Origin of the sequence: Acidovorax sacchari (assembly GCF_042847045.1) — a bacterium.
GTDB classification, from domain to species: Bacteria; Pseudomonadota; Gammaproteobacteria; order Burkholderiales; family Burkholderiaceae_C; genus Paracidovorax; species Paracidovorax sacchari.
In genome coordinates, this window is the sequence record NZ_AP035783.1 from 18,746 (window position 1) to 36,367 (window position 17,622).

The following is a 17,622-nucleotide window of genomic DNA, read 5'->3' on the forward strand; positions in this document are numbered from 1 at the left end:
CCCATCGACCCTCGTCGCCGCAACCTATTTCATGGAGAAGAACAACATGTCGAAGACGAGCTATCAACTGCAGGAAGTGCCCGGCGGCGTGCCGGTGAAGATGTGGACGCAGGGCGTGCCGGTCGAGGACGAGGCCCGCCAGCAGCTGGCGAACGCGGCACGCCTGCCGATCGTGTTCAAGCACATCGCGGCCATGCCGGACGTGCACCTGGGCATCGGCGCCACCGTGGGTTCGGTGATCCCGACCTTGAAAGCCATCATCCCGGCCGCCGTGGGGGTGGATATCGGCTGCGGCATGATGGCCGCGAAGACCACGCTGCGCGCCGAGGACCTGCCGGACAACCTGGGCCCGCTGCGCTCGGCCATCGAACAGGCGGTGCCGCACGGGTCGGCCCCGCGCCACCGTGGCCGCGATCCGGGCAGCTGGGAACAGCCGCCCGAAGCCGTGGACCAAGCCTGGGCCACGCTGGCCGACGAGTTCGAGGCGCTGTGCGAGCTGCACCCGCGTCTGAAGAACACGAACAACCACAAGCACCTGGGCACGCTGGGCACGGGCAACCACTTCATCGAGGTCTGCCTGGACGAAGCCGGCTTCGTGTGGTTCATGCTGCACTCCGGCTCGCGTGGCGTGGGCAATGCCATCGGCACGCATTTCATCGAACTGGCGAAGAAGGACGCGGAACTCCACCAGCGCAACCTGCCCGACAAGGACCTGGCCTATTTCGAGGAAGGGGCCCGGTACTTCGGGGACTACGTGCGGGGCGTTTCCTGGGCGCAGAAGTTCGCGATGAAGAACCGCGAAGTGATGATGGACCGGCTGATCGCCACCGTGCGCAAGGCGATCCCCAAGCCGTTCGAGGCGCACGTGGAGGCGGTGAACTGCCACCACAACTACGTGCAGCAGGAGCGGCATTTCGGGCAGGACGTGTTCGTGACCCGCAAGGGCGCGGTGAGCGCGCGGCGCGGCCAGATGGGGATCATCCCGGGCAGCATGGGCGCGCGCAGCTACATCGTGCGCGGCCTGGGCAACCCGGAGAGCTTCGAGAGCTGCAGCCACGGCGCCGGCCGCGTGATGAGCCGCACCAAGGCGAAGAAGCAGTTCACCGTCGAGGACCATGCCCGGGCAACGGCGGGGGTCGAGTGCCGCAAGGATGCCGACGTGATCGACGAGATCCCGATGGCCTACAAGGACATCGACGCCGTCATGGCCGCGCAGAAGGACCTGGTCGAGGTGGTGCACACGCTGAAGCAGGTGGTGTGCGTGAAGGGTTGAGAACAATGAAGGGGAAAGGACCATGCAGGAAGAAACCGTTCTGAGCGCCCATCCCGTGTCGGATGCGATGCGGGCCACGGTGCTGGAGCAGCTGTCGGCGATAGAGAGCCGCCACCAGGTGGCGGTGCTGTTCGCCTGCGAATCCGGCAGCCGTGGATGGGGCTTCGCATCGCCCGACAGCGACTACGACGTGCGCTTCGTCTATGTGCACCGGCTGCCCTGGTACCTGACCGTGGACGCCGGCCGCGACGTCATCGAGCAGCCCATCAGCGGCGAACTGGACATCTGCGGCTGGGAACTGCGCAAGACGCTGGGGCTGCTGGCCGACTCCAACCCGACACTGCTCGAGTGGCTGCGCTCGCCCATCCTCTACCGGCAGGCACATCCGTGGACGGAGCGCCTGCGCACGCTGGCCGAGGAGGGCTTTTCTGCGGTGCGGGGCTACCACCACTACGTGTCGATGGCCAAAAGGAACCTGCGCGAGCACCTGCAGGGCGAGACGGTCCGGTACAAGAAGTACCTGTATGTGCTGCGCCCCCTGCTGGCCGCGCGCTGGATCCGCGAGGGGCGCGGCGTTCCCCCGATGCGCTTCGCCGATCTGGCGGCGCGCACGCTGGCGGACCCGGCCGTGCTCGAAGAACTGAACGCGCTGCTGGCCGTCAAGATGCGTGCCGGCGAATCGGCGACGAGCCCGCGCTGGCCGGGCATCCACGCGTTCATCGAGCGGGAGCTGGCCGAGGCGATGGCCCACGTGCCCGAGGCCACGCCGAAAGCCGGCCTGCGCCCGCAGCTCGACCGCTACCTGCAGGATGCCGTGCGGCATTTCGACGCGCCGTCATAAAAACGAACGACCAGAAAGAAGAACAACACCATGATCGACATCGATGGCTCCGCCGGGGAAGGCGGCGGACAGATATTGCGGGCATCGCTGGCCCTGTCCATGTGCACGGGCCAGCCCTTCGAACTGCAGCGCATCCGCGCCGGCCGGGCCAAGCCGGGCCTGATGCGGCAGCATCTGGCCTGCGTGGCGGCCGCAGCGGAGATCTGCGGCGCCGAGGTCCAGGGGGCGGAACTGAACTCCCAGTCCCTGCGCTTCGTCCCTGGCCCCGTGCGGGCGGGCGACTATGCGTTCCACGTCGGATCGGCGGGCAGCTGCACGCTGGTGCTGCAGACGGTGTGGCCGGCGCTGCTGATGGCCGATGCGCCCAGCCGGGTGCAATTGCACGGCGGTACGCACAACCCCATGGCGCCACCGTTCCATTTCCTGGAGCGCAGCTATGCCCCGCTGGTGCGCCGACTCGGTGCCCCGGCCGAGCTCACGCTGCACCGGCTGGGCTTCTATCCGGCGGGAGGCGGCCGCATCGAGGCGCGCATCACCCCCGGCGCGGACCGGCTGCAGCCATTCGACCTGCTGCAGCGCGGCACCGCGATGCCGCACTGCGCGGAATGCCTGGCCCCTGCGCTGCCGCGGGCAGTCGCCCGGCGAGAGCTGGAGCACCTGGGCGCAGCGCTGGGCTGGAGCAGGGAGCAATTGCGCCTGGCACCCGCCCGGCAGCACGAAGGGCCGGGCAATGCGCTGATGGCCACGCTGGCGTTCGAGAACGTCACGGAGGTTTTCACGCAATTCGGCGTGAAAGGCACCAGCGCGGAAGAGGTGGCGCAGGAACTGGCCCGCGACGTGCAGGCCCACCTGGCGAGCGACGCGGCGCTGGGCCCCTTCCTGGCAGACCAGTGGGCACTCCCGCTGGCCCTGGCCGTGTGGCAGCGCCAGCGCGGGGCCGCCTATACCTGCACGGAACTGACCGCCCACGCGACCACGCACTTCGACGTGATCGAACGCTTCCTGCCGGTGCGGTTCTCGGTGGAGGGAGCGGGCAACCGCTGGACGGTCCGCGCACAGCCGCAATAGGGTGAACGACAATCGCCTGCCTTCCTGCCTGCCTGCCTGCCAGTCCCGCCCCGCCATGCGCTCCCCCATTTCCATCGTCAACATCGACAACCCCGCCACCTGGACCCGCTACCGCGCGGGCCTGTGCGCGACCTGCGCCGCCAACTGCTGCACCATGCCGCTGGAGGTGCAGTTGTCCGACCTGGTGCGGCTCGGGCTGGTGGATGCGTTTGAGGCCGAGCACGAGGAGCCCCGGCACATCGCGAAGCGGCTGCAGAAGGCGCGGCTCATCGACCACTTCAACCACAAGAACGTGGTCTTCACGATGGCGCGGCGGGCGAGCGGGGACTGCCATTTCCTGGACGCCACCACGCGGCGCTGCACGGTGTACGAGGTGCGGCCGGACACCTGCCGGCTGCATCCGCAGAAGAAGAGCCCGCGCCCCGGCTGGTGTGCCTATGGCTCGGCCGCGCAGGGGCAGGGCGGCGGCACACGGCAGCGCTGAGCGCGGCCCGAGGGCCGTGCGGAAGAGCGACCTCGCGTGACGGAGGTCGTGGATCCGTTGACCTGGACTGTAGGACACGGACGGGGCCGTGGGCGCTCCCTGCGCCCACGTGCACGCGGCGCAAGCCATGCTGTGATGGCGGTTTGTCCCATCCACCGCAAAAGGAGTCCGCATGTCCGAGAAAACCGCATCCGTCCATTGGCAAGGGGCTGGAAAGACCGGCCAGGGCCAGATCAGCACCGAGACCGGCGCGCTGAAAAGCTACCCCTACGGCTTCGGCAGCCGCTTCGGCGACGACCGCACGGGCACGAATCCGGAAGAGATCGTCGGCGCGGCGCATGCCGCCTGCTTCACGATGGCGTTCGCATTCGCCTGCGAGAAGGCCGGCATCGCCACTGAAACGCTCGACACCACCGCCAAGGTGCGCCTCGCCAAGGAAGGCGAAGGCTTCAAGATCGACCGCATCGCGCTCACGCTCAAGGCCAAGGTGCCGGGCATCGACGATGCGAAGTTCCAGGAGATCGCGGCCGGCGCCAAGGCCAACTGCCCGCTCTCGAAGGCGCTCGCCGGGGTGCCGGAAATCACGCTGGACGCGCAGCTCGTGGGCTGACAGGCCGGGCTGGCATCATCTGCGGGAACACGCCGCGCCCGTGGCGTGCCATCGCTTCGCCGGCCGCCCATGCCCCCTTCCGCACCGAAAGCCCTGCCCGCCATCGATCCCGCCCGCTGCACGGGCTGCGGCCGGTGCGTGGCGGTCTGCGCACCGCATGTGCTGTCGCTGGGTACGGAGGGCAGCCCTGGCCGGGAAGGTGCGCCTCCGCCGCCCTGGGGCCCCAAGCGGTCGGTACTGCACGACCCGGCGGGTTGCACGGGCTGTGCCCTGTGCGCCGTGCATTGCCCCTTCGATGCCATCCGGATGGAGCGCGCCAGGCCGCGATGACCATCCGGCGTTCCTTTCCTGTACACTGCACCGCCATGTCGTTCGCACGCACCCCCAGCCCCCTGTTCCGCGCCCCCGTGGCGGCGGCAGCGGCCTGCTGCGTGCGAATGACGATGATCACCATTACCACCGCGGCTGCCTAGCCTGCGCGCTGGGTGGCCGTTCCGACGGTCGCCTGGTGTCATTCCCTCCTCGAACGAACCCGGCCCGACCGCCGGGTTTTTCGTTTCCGGGCCATAGCGCCCTTCGTTCGAGAGAAAGAGAGTGACCCGATGTTCAACGACCCCCAATGGCGTCCCCTTCCTGCCGCCGCTCCCGCCAGCGGCGCGGGCCTGCGTCCCCTGCGCGTGGGCATGATCGGCATCGGCACGGTGGGCCTGGGCACCTGGCAGGTGCTCGCCCGCAACCAGGCGCAGATCGCGGCGCGCGCGGGCCGGGGCATCGAGATCGTGGCGGTGGCGGCCCGCGACCTAGCGCGCGCCAGGCGCGTGCTCGGCGACGCGGCCGCTGGCGTGGAGCTCACCGGCGATCCGCTGGCGCTGGCCACGCATCCCGGCATCGACGTGCTGCTGGAGGTGGCGGGGGGCACGGATGCCGCGCGCGAATGGGTGGCGGCGGCCATCGGCCTCGGCAAGCCCGTGGTCACGGCCAACAAGGCGCTGCTGGCGGTGCATGGCAACACGCTGTTCGCCCAGGCTGAGTCGCGCGGCGTGCCGCTCGCCTATGAAGCGGCCGTGGCCGGCGGCATCCCGATCGTGAAGGCGCTGCGCGAAGGTGCCGCAGCGAACCGCGTGGAATGGCTGGCCGGCATCGTGAACGGCACCAGCAACTACATCCTGAGCCGCATGCGCCAGGCGGGCCTGGCATTCGGCGACGCGCTGGCGGAAGCCCAGGCCCTGGGCTATGCGGAGGCCGATCCCACTTTCGACGTGGACGGCATCGATGCCGCGCACAAGACCGCCTTGCTGGCTGCCAACGCCTTCGGCATGCCGGTCCGCTTCGACCGTGCCCATGTGGAGGGCATCCGCGGCGTGGATGCGCTGGATGTGGCTGCGGCGCGGGAATGGGGCCATGCCGTGAAACTGCTGGGCATCGCGCGGCGGCAGGGGGAATCGGTGGAGCTGCGGGTGCATCCTGCACTGGTGCCCGCCACGCACCTGCTCGCCCAGGTGGAAGGAGCGATGAACGCCGTCATGCTGTGCGGGGATGCGCAGGGTATCGCGCTGCACTATGGTGCCGGGGCGGGCGCGGAGCCGACCGCCTCGGCCGTGGTCGCCGATCTGGTGGACCTGGCCCGCCAGACGGTGGCGCAGGCCGGCGGCCCCGTCCGCTGCACGGTACCGCCGCTGGGCGTGCCGGGCGCGGCATGGGTGGATCGGCCCGTGCTGCACATGGACGACGTGGTAACCCGGCATTACCTGCGCGTTCCCTTGCGCGAAGGTGCCGAGGGCGCCGCGCCGGCCGCACTGGCGCAATGGCTGGCACAGGCCGGGGTGGCCGTGGAACGGCTCGACGCCTGGCGTTCCCAAAGCCGCGGCAGCGGCCAGGCCCAGTTGCTGGCGCTCACCCGGCCCGCGCGGGACGGCGCCGTTCGCGACGTCCTGCAGCGTGCCGCGCAGGCGGACTGGTGCCAGGGGACGCCGGCGCACCTGCGCGTCGAAAGCCTGGAGTAACGGCCGGCAGGCCGCGCCAGAGCAGAGGCTCAGCGCTTCTGCTTCTGGTAGGCCTCGTGGGCCGGACCGCCGCGGTCGGTGTCCTTGAGGCCCCGCTCCAGGTCGTCGTGGGCCTGCTTCATCTCCGGATCCGGCTGGCCGTCCGTCATGTCCACGGCCTGGTCGCGTTCGTGGGGCAGGCGCGCCTCGGGGCTGTTGAGGTTCTGCTGCTCGGCATCCGGAGCAGGGTGCTTCTGGGTGGTGTCGACGCGGCGCTCGACCCGCTGGGGCACGCGGGCGGAGGCCGTGGGATCGGCCCGTTGCTGGTCGGAGGAACGGGGGGCTTGGGACATGGGGAATCTCCTTGTGGGCACCGCCGGGAATGGCGGCTTGCAGGCAGCTCAGGGTCGTGTGGCTTCCCATGCTAGAAAGCGTGCCGCACCCCGTCTGTAGTCCACCGCGCACTGGCCTGGCCGGTACACTACCACTGTATGTCTCAACAGGAGTGGGCCGCGCAGGCCCTGCAGTCTTTCGATGCGGTGGTGCAGGCCACCGAGGGCTTCCGCAGCCGCGGCGGGCAGCGACGCATGGCCGAGCAGGTGGCGCACACGTTCGCGCGGGCACAGCTCGGCAAGGTGGAGGCCGACGACGGCGACAGCGCACCACCGCCGCCCGCACGCTCCATTGCCGTGGTGCAGGCCGGAACGGGCGTGGGCAAATCGCTGGCCTACAGCGTGCCGGCGATCGCCATGGCGCTTGCGCGCGGCACGCGCGTGCTGATTTCCACGGCCACCGTGGCGCTGCAGGAACAGCTCGTGCAGAAGGACCTGCCGGCGCTCGCGGCCCGCATGCCGCAACCCTTCCAGTTCGCGCTGGCCAAGGGGCGCGGCCGCTATGTGTGCAAGCTCAAGCTGGAGCGCCTGGCCGGTACGGGTGAGTCGGGCGACGAAGGACCCGAGGACGACCTGTTCGCCGAGGAAGAGGCCGCGGCCCGTGCCGCCCGCCCGCGCCACGAGACCGAAGCGCGCATGAAGTTCTACGCCACCATGGCCGACGTGCTCGCGCGCGGCGCCTGGGACGGCGACCGCGACACGCTGGAATCCCCGCCCGAGCCCGAGGTCTGGAGCCCGGTGGCGGCCGAGGCCAGTTCCTGCACCGGCAAGCATTGCCCGGCCTTCAGCCAGTGCACCTACTACGACCGGCGCAAGGCCCTCGTGGCCGCGCAGGTGATCGTGGCCAACCACGACCTGCTGCTGTCCTCGATCGGGGCACGGCTGCTGCCCGAGCTGGACAACTGCCTGCTCGTGGTGGACGAAGCCCACCACCTGCCCTCCACCGCACTCGACCAGTTCGCCTGCGAGGCGGACCTGAGCCGGCTGACCTGGATCGACAAGCTCGCGAGCCGCGCGCTGCGCATCGGCACGCTGATGGAAGTCGAGGAAGTGGCGGACATCCCCAACCATTCCGCCCGGCTGCGCACCGCGCTGCAGGACGCGGCGCGCATGGTCATGGACGCGTACGGCGACGAACTGCGCGCACCGCGGCCCGCCTGGGGCGGAGGGCGCACCGCTTCCACGCAATCCTCCCGCATTCCCGCGGCTGCGGCGCCCACGCGCGCACGCGTCTCGGGAGGCGCGCTGCCCGGGGCGCTGGTGGAGCCCTTCAGCCAGGTGGCGCACCATGCGGCAGGCTTTCTGGACGCGCTGCGCGCCATTGCCAAGGCGCTGCGTTCGGAAATGCGCGACAAGCCCGACGAGGCGCGGCGCCTGTCCACCCTGTATGCGCAGATCGGCGCGCTCGCGCCCCGGCTGGAGGGTGTGCACGATACCGCCCAGCTGCTGCTGCAGGATGCGCCCGAGGGCGCCGTGCCGGCGGCCAAGTGGTTCACGCTGGCGGTGGACGGCGACTTCATCGTCGTCAAGGCGCATGCCAGCCCCGTGCTGCCGGGCAACACGCTGCGCAACCACCTGTGGTCGGCCGTGCGCGGGGCGGTGCTCACCTCGGCCACGCTCACGAGTTGCGGCCAGTTCGATTTCTTCCTGCGCGAGGCCGGCCTGCACGGCGACGACGCCGTCACCACCCTGGAAGTGCCCAGCCCCTTCGACTATGCGCTGCAGGGCACGCTCGTCGCCACGGAGACGCAGGCCGATCCCCGGCAGGCGGCCGACTACACCGCTGAAATGGTGGATGCGCTGCTGAGCGACCTGGCCATGGTCGAGGCCGGCGCCCTGGTGCTGTTCACCTCGCGCGACCAGATGCGGCAGGCCGTGGATGCGCTGCCCACCGCCATGCGCAGCACGGTGCTGGTGCAGACGCAGATGCCGCGTTCCCAGCTGCTGGCACGCCACCGCGAACGCGTGGCGGCGGGCGAGCCGTCGATCATCTTCGGCATGCAGTCCTTCGGCGAGGGACTGGACCTGCCCGGGGCGCTCTGCGAATCGCTCTTCATCACCAAGCTGCCCTTCGCGCCGCCGGACGACCCGGTGGGCGAGGCGCGCGCCGAGTGGCTGCGCGGCGCGGGGCGCGACCCGTTCAGCGAACTCGTGGTGCCCGCCACGGCCATCCGGCTCGCGCAGTGGGTGGGACGCGCCATCCGCACCGAGGAAGACCGCGCCCATGTCTATTGCTACGACAAGCGGCTGGTGCGCACGGCCTACGGGCAGAGGCTGCTCAAGGGCCTGCCGCCGTTCACGCTGCAGCGCCGCACCGCGGCGTAGCGTGCCTGGCACGGATCCAGCGCGCTGACGCTACGGCGCCGCGGTGTCGGACGCCCCCGACAGCCGTGCGGCGGCAGGGCCGACCCCGGCAGGGCGGCGTGCGGCCTACAGTGGGTCTTCCACACCGGGCCGCAGCGCGCCCGGCCACGCACCCTACCGGAGGCTCTCCCATGACCCAGGATTCCCCCCAGACCACGCTCTGGAAGCTGATCAAGGACATCCGCTTCGGCATGCTCACCCACCGCTCGGCCACCGGCCAGCTGCATGCGCATCCGCTGACCACGCAGAACAAGGACATCGACGAGCACTCGGAGCTGTACTTCTTCATTCCGCACGACGGCGAGCTCGCGCAGCGCCTGAAGGCCGATGCCCAGGTGAATGTGACTTACGCGAACCCGGAGAAGGACAGCTACGTGTCCCTGTCCGGCTCGGCTGGTTTCATCGAGGACAAGGCCCGCAAGGAGGCGCTGTGGTCGCCCGCGGCCAAAGCCTGGTTCCCCCAGGGCATCGATGATCCCAACCTGGCACTGCTGGTGATCCGCATCCAGCACGCCGAATACTGGGACGTGAAGGAAAGCAAGATGACCCAGCTCTTCAAGATGGCCAAGGCGGCCGTCACCGGCAACCCGCCGAATATGGGGGAGCACAGGGAACTGTCGCTGTCCTGATGCGGCCGATTCGGCACCAACCTTTGAAGGAGACAGGCATGTCCGACAAGCAGCAGCCCGGCACGGGCAAGGTCGAGAACGACCACAACCAGCAAGGTAACCAGGAACCCACGCAGCGCAACGAAGGCCAGCGCACGCCGCAAAGCCGACACGACCGCGACGCGCACGTGGGCAGCAGCAACCAGGTGCAGTCGCGCCAGGGTGGTGGTGGCCCTTCCACCGGCGGGGGTGGCCGCGGGGCGGGCTGACGGCGCCGGCCTGGTCCGGAAGCGGGAAGGGCGACAATCGCCCCATGCCGTCCCGTATCGCCGTCATCGATTTTGAAACCACCGGCATGACGCCCTCGCAGGGCGCACGTGCCACCGAGGTGGCCATCGTGCTCATGGAAGAGGGCCGGCCTGTGGACCGGTTCCAGAGCCTCATGAAGACCGGGGCCTGGCTGCCCCCCTTCATCATCCAGCTCACGGGCATCACGCCGGCCATGCTGGACACCGCGCCGCCTGCCGAGTCCGTGATGCGCGATGCCGCACGCTTTGTCGGTGATGCGCCCATGGTGGCGCACAACGCGTCGTTCGACAGCCGCTTCTGGGCCGCGGAACTGGCCCGTGCGGATCTGCCCGCGCCCCACGCCTTCGCCTGCACGGTGCTGCTGTCCCGGCGCCTGTATCCCGAAGCGGCGAGCCACCAATTGGGCCGCATCGTGGCGCACCTCGGCCTGCCACCCGCTGCACGCGCCCACCGTGCGCTGGCTGATGCGGAAATGGCCGCGGCACTGCTGGGACGCATGCAGCACGACCTGCGCACCCGCTACGGCATCGCCGATCCCGGCCACGCACTGCTCGCGTCGCTGCAGCGATGCGCACGCAAGGGAATGGACAAGCTGCTGGCACGGCATGCCACGGGTGGAGACCTGTGGCGGGACGCCGGCAGCTGCGAGCCGTCAGCCCCACTGCCCTGAAGGCCGAAGCAACTCCCGCGCAGCAGTTCCCGCACGGCACCGTCCGGTCAGAACACCGCCCGGGCCGCAGCCGGCGCCAGGGCATCGGCCAGATCGCGTGCCAGGGGTCCGACTTCAGGGCCGGCGAGATCCCCGAGGCTGATGCGTACCGCCGGACCGCTGGCAATGCGGAAAGGCACCCCCGCCTGGGCCGCCCAGCCCCGGGCGGCCAGAGCGGACAGCACGGCGCTTTCGTCACGCACCGGAATCCACAGATGCAGGCCCTCGCCGGCCGCGGCCCCGGTGGCCACCGGATCCGCCGGCTGCGACCGGAGGGCGAATTCCAGCGCCTGCCGCCGCCGCGCATAGGCCTGGGCTGCCTGGGCGAGCTGGCCTGAACGCAGGGCATCCCGCCAGAGCCGGGCAGCCAGCGCCTGGAGCAGCCGGCTGACCGATCGCCCACCTGCGGCCTGCTGGGCACGCATGGCATCGATGAGCGCCGGTGTGCCGGCAGCGAGCGCCACGCGCATGTCCGGACCGAGGAACTTGCCCACGGAGAGGACGTAAAGCCAGAGCGGGGGCAGTGCGGCCGCCGGAGCCAGCGGCTCCTGGCTGAGCGGCCCCCAGTGGTCGTCCAGGATGCACAGCAGGTGGGGATGGCCGTGCAGCGCACGGCGCAGGGCTTTCCACCGCGGCTCGGAGATCGCGCAGCCGGTGGGATTGTGGGCGCGCGGCGTGAGCACCAGCGCGGCGCAGCTGTCCAGGCATTCGGCGGACGGCACCTGCACGCCCTGGTCGTCCATCGGCAGGGACACCGCCTTGAGCCGCAGCGCATGCAGCAGCGCGGCCATCGGGGGCCAGCAGGGATCTTCGACCGCGACGCGGTCGCCAGGGCGCGCATGGTGGCGCAATGCCGCTTCCACGGCGTCCAGCGTGCCCGAAAACACGCCCGTGGCATCGTGGGGCAGCCCCTGGCTGCCCAGCCACTCCAGCGCCATTTCGCGCCAGGGGGGAACCTCGGCGGCCCCACCGTAGCCAGGGCCTGCATCCAGCTGCACCCCCTGCCAGCCGTTGGAGGGAAGCCGCGGAAGAAGGGCGCGGTCCCCATGGCCGCCAGCGAGATCGCGCAGGCCCGTGGGCAGCGCCATCGCCTCGGCCACCGGGGGCCGGGCCGAGGCCACGCGCGTTCCGCGGCGGCCGTCGGTCACCAGCCGGCCGGCATCGCGCAGGCGTGCATAGGCTGCGGCCACGGTGTTCGGATTGACACCCAGTTGCAAGGCCAGCACGCGCACCGCGGGCAGCGCATCCCCGCAAGAAAGCGCCCCGGAGCGCAGGTGGGATTCGATGCTGTCCGCGATTTCTGCTGCCGACGATCCATCGAAATGCATTGTCTTCATACATTCATTTTAATGTATTAGTACAAATATCATTTGTATGGATACATTGGTTTCGCCCGGTGCTGAGACGGGATTTGCTTTCCTCGCATGGCCCAAGGAAATCTCCCGAAAACGCTGCGCGAAACGTGAAAGGGAAGAAAAAAAGGCCCCGGAAACCGGGGCCGTGGCGTGGGGGATGCAGGGCGGCGTGCAGGAGCCGGCAGGCGCTCACGCCGGATCGGGCGCGTATTTGTCGCCCACCTGTTCGCGCAGGGGGTGCGTGTCGTAAACGATGTGCATGTCCTGGATTTCGGCGCTGCCTTCGGCGAAGCGAAAGACGTCCACGCAGGTGAAATGGACGATCCGCCCGTCGTTCAGCGTCCAGTCGTACCGGAAGTACGCGGCCACGCGCACCAGGCCCGCCTCGGGCTCGGCAGAGACCAGCAGGTCGATCGGCGTGATCACGCTGGCGGCCGAGGATTCGGCGAGCTTCCTGAAGAATTCGCGGGCCCGCATGGTTCCCAGGAACGGCGAATGCACGAGGCCCTCGCTTTCGAAACAGGCGATCAGGCCGTCGGTGTCGCCCGCATGCAGGCGGGAGAGGTAGGTTTTCACGGTGGCGAGCTGGAGCTGGGTCATCAGGAAGCCTTTGCTGGGCGAAGGAAAGCAATGAAGAAAGGAGAGAAAGGACACGTGCTCCGCAGCATCTACTCCTGCCGCCACCCAGGCAAGCGCTGCCGCACCGGATATATAAATGGCGTTGATGTATCTCCCCCATCTGGCCTACCTTCGCGCGGTCATCGAACACGGCTCTTTCGCCGCCGCAGCGCGCGCCTGCGGCGTCTCCCAGCCGGCCATCAGCCACGGCATGCGCGTGCTGCAGGCCCGGTTCGACACGCCGCTGCTGGTGCGGGACGGCCGCCGCCGCGTGCCCACGGAGCTGGCGCTGCGGGTGGCCGCGGAATCGCGGCCCCTGGCCGATGGCATCGATGCCCTGGTTCCCGGCGGGGCAGGGCCGGCCACCGGCAGGCCGCGGGTACTGCGTGCCGGCCTGACGCCCTCGGCCGCGCTGGTGTGCGGCCCGCTGCTGTATGCAGGCTGGTGCGAAGGCCACCCCCGCCGCTCGCTGGAAATGGTCTGCGCCGATGAAGGCCGCCTGCTGGCGAATCTGGTGGACGGCACGGTCGATTGCGCCATCGCGCCACGCCCTCGCGGATTCGCGCACCACGGCGTGGTGCAGCTGCGGCTGTACGCGCTGCGCCCGCAGGCCTACGCGCGGCGCGGCCATCCGCTGGCCGGCGCCCGGTCGCTGGAGGCACTGCGGAGTGCAGCCTGGGCGCGCGTGGAACCCAGCGTGAGCGGGCCCGTGGACGTGCTGGCGGAAGCCCACCGCGTGCGCCGCATGCCACCGCCGCGCGTGGCCGCGCACTGCCCGGACTTCGCGAGCATGCTCCGGCTGGTGGCGCAGTGCGATCTGCTGGCCGTGGTGCCGCATCCCGCGCTGCTGGGGGCGGAAGCGCACGCGCTGGTGCCGCTGGCACTGCAGGAATCTTTCCCGCTCTACGACATGTGGCTGTTCGAGCCGGCACGCCGGCCATCGAAGCTGGCGCCCGGCCTGGTGCGGCAATTGGTGGCGCTCGGCAATACGCAACAGGCCACCGCCGGGCCGGCGGGGCAGGGCCGTTCCGCAATGGAAGCCGGCTGAAGTGAAGCCCGGGGCACGCGCCGGGCACCTGCGGTTTTTTTTGAATAGGCTTTACCGCTGCGCGGCGCCTGTGCTAGCATGAACGCTCAGTCCCGCACACCATGCAACGCAGCCGCATCCTATCCACCCTAGCTCTAGGCCTAGTGCCTGGCCGGGGTCTGCCTGCGTTCGCCATCCCCGTTGCCCGCTGATCCGGCCCCCGTGCCGCCAGTCCGCGCAACACCGACCTTCCCCTGACCCCGGCCCACGAACCAGCCTCCACCCGCGTGGAGGGCTGCAGGGAATGTCGCATCGTCTTTTCCGTTCGTTGATTTGATCGCGCCGTGGTGGCGTCATGCCATCCACCTTGCCCTTGCGGCGATGCCGGCCCGGCGCGATACCGTTTCGTGGAGCCCATCATGATGATCGCCAAGCCTGCCACCAAGTACCAACCCACCGCCATTGCGTCCCTGCCGGACCGCACCTGGCCGTCCCGCTCCATCACACGGGCGCCGGTCTGGCTCTCCACCGACCTGCGCGACGGCAACCAGGCGCTCTTCGAGCCGATGAACGGCGAGCGCAAGATGCGCCTCTTCGAGGAACTCGTGCGCATCGGCTTCAAGGAAATCGAAGTGGGCTTTCCGGCCGCGTCGCAGACGGACTTCGACTTCGTGCGTCGCCTCATCGAGGAAAACCGCATCCCCGACGACGTGACCATCATGGTCATGACCCAGTCGCGAGAGGACCTGATCGAGCGCACGGTGCAGGCCCTGCAGGGCGCGCCGCGCGCCATCGTGCACCTCTACAACGCCACGGCCCCGGCCTGGCGCCGCATCGTGTTCGGCATGAACGTGTCGCAGGTGATGGCGTTCATCGAGCACCACGTGTCCCTCATCAAGCGCCTCACCGACGCGCAGCCGGCCACGGCCTGGACGCTGCAGTATTCGCCAGAGACGTTCAGCGCCACCGAGCCCGAGGTGTCGTTGCGCGCCTGCCAGACGGCGATCGCGGCGTGGGGCGCCGGCCCGGGCCGGCCCATCATCATCAACCTGCCGACCACGGTGGAGAACGCCACGCCCAACGTGTTCGCCGACCAGATCGAATGGATGCACCGCCGGCTCGCACCGCGCGAGCACATCGTGCTTTCCGTCCACCCGCACAATGACCGCGGCACGGGCGTGGCCGCGGCCGAGCTGGCGATGATGGCCGGCGCAGACCGGGTGGAAGGCTGCCTCTTCGGCAACGGCGAGCGCTGCGGCAATGTGGACATCGTGACGCTCGCGCTCAACATGTACACGCAGGGCGTGCACCCGAACCTCGATTTCTCCGACATCACGCATGTGGCGCGCGTGGCCGAGGAATGCACATCCCTGCCGGTGCATCCGCGCCATCCGTATGCGGGCGACCTCGTCTTCACCGCGTTCTCGGGCTCGCACCAGGACGCGATCAAGAAAGGCTTTGCGGCGCAGGACCCGGCGGGCCTCTGGGAAGTCCCCTACCTCCCGATCGATCCGGCGGACCTCGGCCGCACCTACGACAGCGTGATCCGCGTGAACAGCCAGTCGGGCAAGGGCGGCATCGCCTTCCTGCTGGAGCGCGAGCGCGGCGTGGTGATGCCGCGCCGCCTGCAGGTGGAGTTCAGCGCCGTGGTGCAGCGCGCCACGGACACGAGCGAAGGCGAAATGGACGGCGACGCACTCTGGAGCCTGTTCTCGCAGACCTATATCGCGGCGCCCGCGCAAGGCACGCCCGGCGCGCTCACGCTGCACGGCCAGCGCCTCGATGAGGACGGCCAGGGCATCGCGCTGGACGTGACCATCGACGGCGTGCGCCAGACGCTGCAGGGGCGCGGCAATGGTCCGATCGACGCGACGGTGGATGCGCTCGGCCTGCCGCTGCGCGTGGACCATTACGAAGAACGTGCCACCGGCGCCGGCGCGGGCGCGCAGGCCCTGGCCATCGTCGAGGCCGCGCTCGAGGGCGTGCCGGGCGCCACTTTCGGGGTGGGCCTGGACCACAGCATCGTCAACGCATCGGTGCAGGCCGTGGTGGCGGTGGCCAACCGGCTGGTCGCACGGCGCGGTGGCGCGACCCAGGCCGCAGTGCGCGAGCCCACCGGCACTGAAGTCTGACGCACCGGCCCCGGCCACCACTCCCCGGAGAAAAACCTTCCGAAACGGTGGCCGGTCCATGCCTGGGTTAATCTGCGGCGCCATGCAGAACAAGCCCAGCCATGCCACAGGGATTTCCGCATCGGGGCCCGCCCGCAGGACCGTGCTGGTCGCCGCCGCGCTGCTGCTGTCCGCATGCGGTACATCGCCGCACCGCGGCGGACGTGGAACGGTCCCAGCGTATTCCCGCCTGACACCCGAGCAATCGAACGACATCGCGATCCACGCGATGGGTCTCGTGGGCACGCCGTACCGCTACGGCGGCAACACCCCGGAAGGCGGCTTCGACTGCAGCGGGCTCATCGGCTATGTGTACCGCAGCCTCGCCGGGGTTGCGCCGCCGCGCACGGTGGCGCAGCTCAGCGATTTCGGTGCTCCCGTGCCGGCCGGTGACGAACGCACCGGCGACCTGGTCATCTTCGGTTCCGGCCGCCCCACCCATGCGGGCATCGTGGTGGAGGGCGGGCGCTTCGTGCATGCGCCGTCCACGGGCGGCACGGTGCGGCTGGACCGCTTCAGTTCGGGCTACTGGTCGCGGCAGGCCATCGCGTTCCGCAGGCCATGAGACACGACCTGGGACAAGGTGCATCTGGCCGGGCGCGCGACAATCGCGGCCCATGAACCGCATCTTTTCCCCGGACGCAGGCCCCGCTTCGCATGTCCACCGCGCCACGCCGCAGCCCGGCACGCACGACACCACCCGCATCGACGACACCCGCATCAAGGCCGTGCGGCCGCTGATCACGCCCGCGCTGCTGCAGGAGTGGCTGCCCGCTTCGGACGGCGCCCAGGCCCTGGTGGAATCCAGCCGCGCCGCGCTCTCGCGGGTGATGCACGGCGAGGACGACCGGCTCATCGTCGTGGTGGGACCGTGCTCCATCCACGACCATGGCCAGGCCATGGAGTATGCGAAGGCGCTCAAGGCCCAGGCCGACCGGCTGTCCGCGGAGCTGCTGTTGGTGATGCGGGTGTACTTCGAGAAGCCCCGCACCACGGTGGGCTGGAAGGGCTATATCAATGATCCGCACCTGGATGGCAGCTTCGCGATCAACGAAGGCCTGGAAATGGCGCGCAGGCTGCTGCTGGACGTGCTGGCGCTGGGCCTGCCCGTGGGTACGGAATTCCTGGACCTGCTTTCGCCGCAATTCATCAGCGACCTGGTGAGCTGGGGCGCGATCGGCGCGCGCACCACGGAAAGCCAGAGCCACCGCCAGCTGGCCAGCGGCCTGTCCTGCCCCGTGGGGTTCAAGAACGGCACGGATGGCGGCGTGAAGGTCGCGTCCGACGCCATCCTCGCCGCCCAGGCGCCGCACGCCTTCATGGGCATGACCAAGATGGGGCAGGCCGCCATTTTCGAGACGCGCGGCAACCGGGACTGCCATGTGATCCTGCGCGGTGGCCGCCAGCCGAACTACGGGGCGGCCGACGTGGACGCGGCCTGCGCCCTGCTGCGCGGCGCGGGCCTGCGCGAGCAGGTGATGATCGATGTCTCGCACGCCAACAGCAGCAAGCAGCACCGCCGCCAGATCGAGGTGGCGGCCGACGTGGCGGCGCAGGTCGCAGCCGGGGACGGCCGCATCACCGGCGTGATGATCGAAAGCCATCTGCGGGAAGGCCGCCAGGACATCGTGCCCGGGCAGCCCCTGGAGGCCGGCGTGTCGGTGACGGACGCCTGCATCGGCTTCGACCAGACGGTGCCGGTGCTCGAAGGCCTCGCTGCCGCCGTGCGGGCGCGCCGCGGCCACCGCTGATCCGCTGCCTTCCCGAACCGCCCTGGGGGCGCTGCTGTTGTTTTCTGCACGGATCGGCCG

18 protein-coding genes are annotated in these 17,622 nt (G+C 69.9%); 15 read left to right on the forward strand and 3 right to left on the reverse strand.

Annotated features, from left to right (window positions below):
- Nucleotides 1-46 precede the first annotated feature (46 nt).
- The 7 genes from ACGHC0_RS00070 (at nucleotide 47) to ACGHC0_RS00100 (ending at nucleotide 6,279) form a co-directional block, all read left to right on the forward strand.
- Nucleotides 47-1,273 carry an RtcB family protein gene (locus tag ACGHC0_RS00070; protein ID WP_415267063.1) on the forward strand — a complete coding sequence of 409 codons (1,227 nt, stop codon included), beginning with the start codon at nucleotides 47-49 and terminating at the stop codon, nucleotides 1,271-1,273.
- Nucleotides 1,274-1,295: 22 nt separating this feature from the next.
- Nucleotides 1,296-2,114 (forward strand): nucleotidyltransferase domain-containing protein, encoded by an 819-nt coding sequence (locus tag ACGHC0_RS00075; protein WP_415267064.1) that lies wholly within the window; start codon nucleotides 1,296-1,298, stop codon nucleotides 2,112-2,114.
- A gap of 30 nt (nucleotides 2,115-2,144) precedes the next feature.
- Nucleotides 2,145-3,182 carry an RNA 3'-terminal phosphate cyclase gene (rtcA, locus tag ACGHC0_RS00080; RefSeq protein ID WP_415267065.1) on the forward strand — a complete coding sequence of 346 codons (1,038 nt, stop codon included), beginning with the start codon at nucleotides 2,145-2,147 and terminating at the stop codon, nucleotides 3,180-3,182.
- A gap of 55 nt (nucleotides 3,183-3,237) precedes the next feature.
- Nucleotides 3,238-3,666 carry a YkgJ family cysteine cluster protein gene (locus ACGHC0_RS00085; protein ID WP_368353455.1) on the forward strand — a complete coding sequence of 143 codons (429 nt, stop codon included), beginning with the start codon at nucleotides 3,238-3,240 and terminating at the stop codon, nucleotides 3,664-3,666.
- A gap of 172 nt (nucleotides 3,667-3,838) precedes the next feature.
- Nucleotides 3,839-4,276 (forward strand): OsmC family protein, encoded by a 438-nt coding sequence (locus ACGHC0_RS00090; RefSeq protein WP_368353456.1) that lies wholly within the window; start codon nucleotides 3,839-3,841, stop codon nucleotides 4,274-4,276.
- Between the two features lie 69 nt (nucleotides 4,277-4,345).
- A complete protein-coding gene (locus ACGHC0_RS00095) occupies nucleotides 4,346-4,606 on the forward strand; it encodes an ATP-binding protein (protein ID WP_415267066.1) in 261 nt (86 codons plus the stop codon).
- A 272-nt stretch (nucleotides 4,607-4,878) separates the two neighbouring features.
- Complete coding sequence (locus ACGHC0_RS00100; protein WP_415267067.1) at nucleotides 4,879-6,279, forward strand: homoserine dehydrogenase; 1,401 nt, start codon at nucleotides 4,879-4,881, stop codon at nucleotides 6,277-6,279.
- 29 nt (nucleotides 6,280-6,308) lie between these two features.
- Here ACGHC0_RS00100 and ACGHC0_RS00105 read toward each other — a convergent pair whose 3' ends face one another.
- The gene (locus ACGHC0_RS00105) at nucleotides 6,309-6,611 is read right to left on the reverse strand and encodes a hypothetical protein (RefSeq protein ID WP_415267068.1); all 303 of its coding nucleotides are present in this window, start codon (nucleotides 6,609-6,611) and stop codon (nucleotides 6,309-6,311) included.
- Nucleotides 6,612-6,749: 138 nt separating this feature from the next.
- Between ACGHC0_RS00105 and dinG the strand changes: the two genes are divergently transcribed.
- From dinG to ACGHC0_RS00125, 4 genes are all read left to right on the forward strand, one after another.
- Complete coding sequence (gene dinG, locus ACGHC0_RS00110; protein ID WP_368353460.1) at nucleotides 6,750-8,975, forward strand: ATP-dependent DNA helicase DinG; 2,226 nt, start codon at nucleotides 6,750-6,752, stop codon at nucleotides 8,973-8,975.
- A gap of 170 nt (nucleotides 8,976-9,145) precedes the next feature.
- Complete coding sequence (locus ACGHC0_RS00115; RefSeq protein ID WP_368353461.1) at nucleotides 9,146-9,643, forward strand: pyridoxamine 5'-phosphate oxidase family protein; 498 nt, start codon at nucleotides 9,146-9,148, stop codon at nucleotides 9,641-9,643.
- Between the two features lie 38 nt (nucleotides 9,644-9,681).
- Nucleotides 9,682-9,891 (forward strand): hypothetical protein, encoded by a 210-nt coding sequence (locus ACGHC0_RS00120; protein WP_011793210.1) that lies wholly within the window; start codon nucleotides 9,682-9,684, stop codon nucleotides 9,889-9,891.
- A 44-nt stretch (nucleotides 9,892-9,935) separates the two neighbouring features.
- Nucleotides 9,936-10,601: a PolC-type DNA polymerase III gene (locus ACGHC0_RS00125; RefSeq protein WP_415267069.1), complete on the forward strand. Its 666-nt coding sequence runs from the start codon at nucleotides 9,936-9,938 to the stop codon at nucleotides 10,599-10,601.
- 47 nt (nucleotides 10,602-10,648) lie between these two features.
- On the opposite strand, the gene ACGHC0_RS00130 is transcribed toward ACGHC0_RS00125, so the two are convergent.
- Both ACGHC0_RS00130 and ACGHC0_RS00135 read right to left on the reverse strand, forming a co-directional pair.
- Entirely contained in the window at nucleotides 10,649-11,977 is a 1,329-nt protein-coding gene (locus ACGHC0_RS00130) for an aminotransferase class I/II-fold pyridoxal phosphate-dependent enzyme (RefSeq protein ID WP_415267070.1), read from the reverse strand.
- Nucleotides 11,978-12,184: 207 nt separating this feature from the next.
- The gene (locus ACGHC0_RS00135; protein WP_415267071.1) at nucleotides 12,185-12,595 is read right to left on the reverse strand and encodes a nuclear transport factor 2 family protein; all 411 of its coding nucleotides are present in this window, start codon (nucleotides 12,593-12,595) and stop codon (nucleotides 12,185-12,187) included.
- Nucleotides 12,596-12,719: 124 nt separating this feature from the next.
- Between ACGHC0_RS00135 and ACGHC0_RS00140 the strand changes: the two genes are divergently transcribed.
- The 4 genes from ACGHC0_RS00140 (at nucleotide 12,720) to ACGHC0_RS00155 (ending at nucleotide 17,562) form a co-directional block, all read left to right on the forward strand.
- Nucleotides 12,720-13,661, forward strand: a complete 942-nt coding sequence (locus ACGHC0_RS00140; RefSeq protein ID WP_415267072.1) for a LysR family transcriptional regulator — start codon at nucleotides 12,720-12,722, stop codon at nucleotides 13,659-13,661.
- A 401-nt stretch (nucleotides 13,662-14,062) separates the two neighbouring features.
- Nucleotides 14,063-15,772 (forward strand): 2-isopropylmalate synthase, encoded by a 1,710-nt coding sequence (leuA, locus tag ACGHC0_RS00145; protein ID WP_415268461.1) that lies wholly within the window; start codon nucleotides 14,063-14,065, stop codon nucleotides 15,770-15,772.
- Between the two features lie 82 nt (nucleotides 15,773-15,854).
- Nucleotides 15,855-16,376 carry a C40 family peptidase gene (locus tag ACGHC0_RS00150; protein WP_368353466.1) on the forward strand — a complete coding sequence of 174 codons (522 nt, stop codon included), beginning with the start codon at nucleotides 15,855-15,857 and terminating at the stop codon, nucleotides 16,374-16,376.
- A 52-nt stretch (nucleotides 16,377-16,428) separates the two neighbouring features.
- Nucleotides 16,429-17,562 (forward strand): 3-deoxy-7-phosphoheptulonate synthase, encoded by a 1,134-nt coding sequence (locus tag ACGHC0_RS00155; protein ID WP_415267073.1) that lies wholly within the window; start codon nucleotides 16,429-16,431, stop codon nucleotides 17,560-17,562.
- The last annotated feature ends 60 nt before the right edge of the window (nucleotides 17,563-17,622 follow it).

Coding starts and splice junctions, on each gene's coding strand:
- ACGHC0_RS00135 (WP_415267071.1), bottom strand. CDS start 12,595: ATGACCCAGCTCCAGCTCGCCACCGTGAAAACCTACCTCTCCCGCCTG.
- rtcA (WP_415267065.1), top strand. CDS start 2,145: ATGATCGACATCGATGGCTCCGCCGGGGAAGGCGGCGGACAGATATTG.
- leuA (WP_415268461.1), top strand. CDS start 14,063: ATGATCGCCAAGCCTGCCACCAAGTACCAACCCACCGCCATTGCGTCC.
- ACGHC0_RS00130 (WP_415267070.1), bottom strand. CDS start 11,977: ATGAAGACAATGCATTTCGATGGATCGTCGGCAGCAGAAATCGCGGAC.
- dinG (WP_368353460.1), top strand. CDS start 6,750: ATGTCTCAACAGGAGTGGGCCGCGCAGGCCCTGCAGTCTTTCGATGCG.
- ACGHC0_RS00070 (WP_415267063.1), top strand. CDS start 47: ATGTCGAAGACGAGCTATCAACTGCAGGAAGTGCCCGGCGGCGTGCCG.
- ACGHC0_RS00140 (WP_415267072.1), top strand. CDS start 12,720: ATGTATCTCCCCCATCTGGCCTACCTTCGCGCGGTCATCGAACACGGC.
- ACGHC0_RS00155 (WP_415267073.1), top strand. CDS start 16,429: ATGAACCGCATCTTTTCCCCGGACGCAGGCCCCGCTTCGCATGTCCAC.
- ACGHC0_RS00095 (WP_415267066.1), top strand. CDS start 4,346: ATGCCCCCTTCCGCACCGAAAGCCCTGCCCGCCATCGATCCCGCCCGC.
- ACGHC0_RS00090 (WP_368353456.1), top strand. CDS start 3,839: ATGTCCGAGAAAACCGCATCCGTCCATTGGCAAGGGGCTGGAAAGACC.
- ACGHC0_RS00150 (WP_368353466.1), top strand. CDS start 15,855: ATGCAGAACAAGCCCAGCCATGCCACAGGGATTTCCGCATCGGGGCCC.
- ACGHC0_RS00120 (WP_011793210.1), top strand. CDS start 9,682: ATGTCCGACAAGCAGCAGCCCGGCACGGGCAAGGTCGAGAACGACCAC.
- ACGHC0_RS00085 (WP_368353455.1), top strand. CDS start 3,238: ATGCGCTCCCCCATTTCCATCGTCAACATCGACAACCCCGCCACCTGG.
- ACGHC0_RS00075 (WP_415267064.1), top strand. CDS start 1,296: ATGCAGGAAGAAACCGTTCTGAGCGCCCATCCCGTGTCGGATGCGATG.
- ACGHC0_RS00100 (WP_415267067.1), top strand. CDS start 4,879: ATGTTCAACGACCCCCAATGGCGTCCCCTTCCTGCCGCCGCTCCCGCC.
- ACGHC0_RS00125 (WP_415267069.1), top strand. CDS start 9,936: ATGCCGTCCCGTATCGCCGTCATCGATTTTGAAACCACCGGCATGACG.
- ACGHC0_RS00105 (WP_415267068.1), bottom strand. CDS start 6,611: ATGTCCCAAGCCCCCCGTTCCTCCGACCAGCAACGGGCCGATCCCACG.
- ACGHC0_RS00115 (WP_368353461.1), top strand. CDS start 9,146: ATGACCCAGGATTCCCCCCAGACCACGCTCTGGAAGCTGATCAAGGAC.